2 protein-coding genes are annotated in these 2,738 nt (G+C 63.0%); one reads left to right on the plus strand and one right to left on the minus strand.

All coding sequences use genetic code 11. The features are described 5' to 3' along the window. Positions 1-2 precede the first annotated feature (2 nt). Positions 3-317 (minus strand): hypothetical protein, encoded by a 315-nt coding sequence (locus EN750_RS27960; RefSeq protein ID WP_127270002.1) that lies wholly within the window; start codon positions 315-317, stop codon positions 3-5. Positions 318-405: 88 nt separating this feature from the next. Here EN750_RS27960 and glyS point away from each other — a divergent pair. Continuing rightward, a partial coding sequence (glyS, locus tag EN750_RS27965; RefSeq protein ID WP_127398645.1) for a glycine--tRNA ligase subunit beta occupies positions 406-2,738 on the plus strand: 2,333 nt, incomplete at its 3' end.

Genomic DNA, 2,738 nt, shown 5'->3' on the forward strand with positions numbered 1-2,738 from the left:
CTTCAGGCCCGCTTCATCATCTCGAGGGAAACGTTGATCGGCGGTACGGCCTGACCGCCGGCACCGTCGATCGTGCGCAATGCCTGTCGAACGCCCGGCATCGAGAAGGCACCGTGAGCCTGCGCCGTGAAGCACGCGCCGAGCGCGAGGATCTGCAGAAGTCTGGATGCCGTTTTCATGGTCGTTGAGCCAATAGTTTCCTGCCTGAGCGTGGGTCGCTTCAGCGCTGCGTTCGGTTCATGGAAATCTTTGATCCAAGGACGGGTGGCGCGGTCTTGTCCCGACAGGGCGGCCAAAATTTCTGGAAACGGGCGCAAATCGGCGATCCCCGCGCGGAAAGGGTGACAGCGGCCAGCCGAGTTGCTATGCCCCCGCCCGGACCATTTTGCCGCGTGAGCCCCATCCATGCCTGACCTGCTTCTAGAACTCCGCTCGGAAGAGATTCCTGCCCGCATGCAGCGCAAGGCGGCGGGTGATCTCAGGAAGATGCTGACCGACGGCCTGGTCGAGGCGGGGCTGACCTATGAGGCGGCGCGCGAGTACTGGACGCCACGCCGGCTGACGCTCGATATCAGGGGTCTCACCGCGCGCTCGAAGGATATAAGCGAAGAGATCAAGGGGCCTTCGACATCGGCGCCTGAACAGGCAGTCCAGGGTTTCCTGCGCAAGGCCGGACTTTCTTCGATCGCCGAGGCCCATGTCCATTCCGATCCGAAGAAGGGCGATTTTTATGTCGCCCAAATTTCGAAGCCGGGCAGGGCGGCGGAAGAGATCATCGCGGACCTGGTGCCGGGCATCATCCGCAATTTTCCGTGGCCGAAATCGATGCGCTGGGGGCCGGCCTCGGCCAAGCCCGGTTCACTGCGCTGGGTACGGCCGCTGCAATCGATCCTGTGCACCTTCGGTCCGGAAACCGAGGAGCCTGTCGTGGTCGATTTCGAGATCGACGGCATCCGCTCCGGCAACATCACCTACGGCCACCGCTTCCATGCGCCTGACGCCATTACGGTGCGCCGCTTCGACGACTATGTTTCCAAGCTGGAAGCGGCCAAGGTCGTGCTCGATGCCGACCGCCGCAAGGAGATCATCCTTGCCGACGCCCGCAATCTCGCCTTCGCCAACGGGCTTGATCTGGTCGAGGACGAAGGGCTACTGGAGGAAGTGTCCGGGCTGGTCGAATGGCCTGTCGTGCTGATGGGCGAGTTCGAGGAGGCATTCCTCGCCATTCCGGCCGAGGTGATCCGGCTGACCATTCGCGCCAACCAGAAATGCTTTGTGACGCGGCCACAGGGTGTCGCCGACGCGCTTTCCAACCGCTTCATCCTCACCGCCAATATCGAAGCGAAGGATGGCGGCAAGGAGATCGCCCACGGCAACGGCAAGGTGGTGCGCGCCCGCCTGTCCGACGCGCTTTATTTCTGGACGACCGACCAGGGCGATTTGCCTGACCTGGCTGAGCTCGAGGCATCGGCGGAAAAATTCGGGCTTGATCTCAAGAAGCCGCTCGACCAGCGCATGGCCCGGCTCGACCATCTCGGCGTGACTTTCCACGCCAAGCTCGGCACGCAGGGCGAACGGGTGGAGCGGATCAAGCGATTGGCGGAAGAACTGGCGCCGATCGTGGCGCAGTCAATCTCCCCCCTTGAGGGGGAGATGGCCGGCAGGCCAGAGGGGGTCGCCGCGCGTGAAGCGCCGGCGTCCTCTGACCGCGATGGGGCGTCGCGTCCGGTCGTACCGACCCCCTCTGTCGCCTTCGGCGACATCTCCCCCTCGAGGGGGGAGATTACCGCGCTTGCCGCTCGCGCCGCGGTTCTCGCCAAGGCCGATCTCACCACCGAAGTGGTTGGCGAGTTTCCCGAGTTGCAGGGCGCCATGGGCCATAAATATGCATTGCTGCAGGGCGAACACCCGTCCGTGGCCGCTGCCATTGAGGAACATTACAAGCCGCAGGGCCCATCCGATTATGTGCCGAGCGATCCGGTCTCGGTTGCAGTGGCCCTCGCAGATAAGCTCGACACGCTGGTCGGATTCTGGGCGATCGACGAGAAGCCGACGGGGTCGAAGGACCCTTATGCGTTGCGGCGGGCCGCGCTCGGGGTTGTTAGAATATTGGTCGAAAATAATATTCGACTAGCGCTGACATCCATTGTCGGGACGGCTTCCGACCTCCTCGCCTTCTTCCACGACCGCCTAAAAGTCTATCTGCGCGACCAGGGCGCACGGCATGATCTCATCGACGCAGTGTTGTCGACAGGTTCGCGCCCAATCTCCCCCCTAGAGGGGGAGATGTCGGCGAAGCCGACAGAGGGGGGCGCTGTCCCGCCGACCTCTCAGCGCGAAGCGCCCCCCTCTGCCCTGCCGGGCATCTCCCCCTCTAGGAGGGAGATTGGCCAATCGCAGTCCGACGATCTCCTGCAGATCGTGCGCCGGGTCGAGGCGCTGGGCTCCTTCCTCGACACCGAGGACGGTAAGAATCTGCTCGCCGGCACCAAGCGTGCGGCCAACATTCTGGCCGCCGAGGAGAAGAAGAAAACGGTGGTCGCCGAAACCGTTGAGTCGGCACTTTTGCGCGAGGATGCCGAGAAATCGCTGTTTGCGGCGGTGAATCGGGCTGAGAAGCAAGCCGGCGAAGCGATTCAAAACGATGACTTTTCCGGCGCCCTGCTGGCGCTTAGCGTGTTGCGCGAGCCGGTTGATTCATTCTTTGAGCATGTTCTTGTAAACGATGAGGATCAGGC

The organism is Mesorhizobium sp. M7A.F.Ca.ET.027.03.2.1, from assembly GCF_003999175.1.
Lineage (GTDB): Bacteria > Pseudomonadota > Alphaproteobacteria > Rhizobiales > Rhizobiaceae > Mesorhizobium.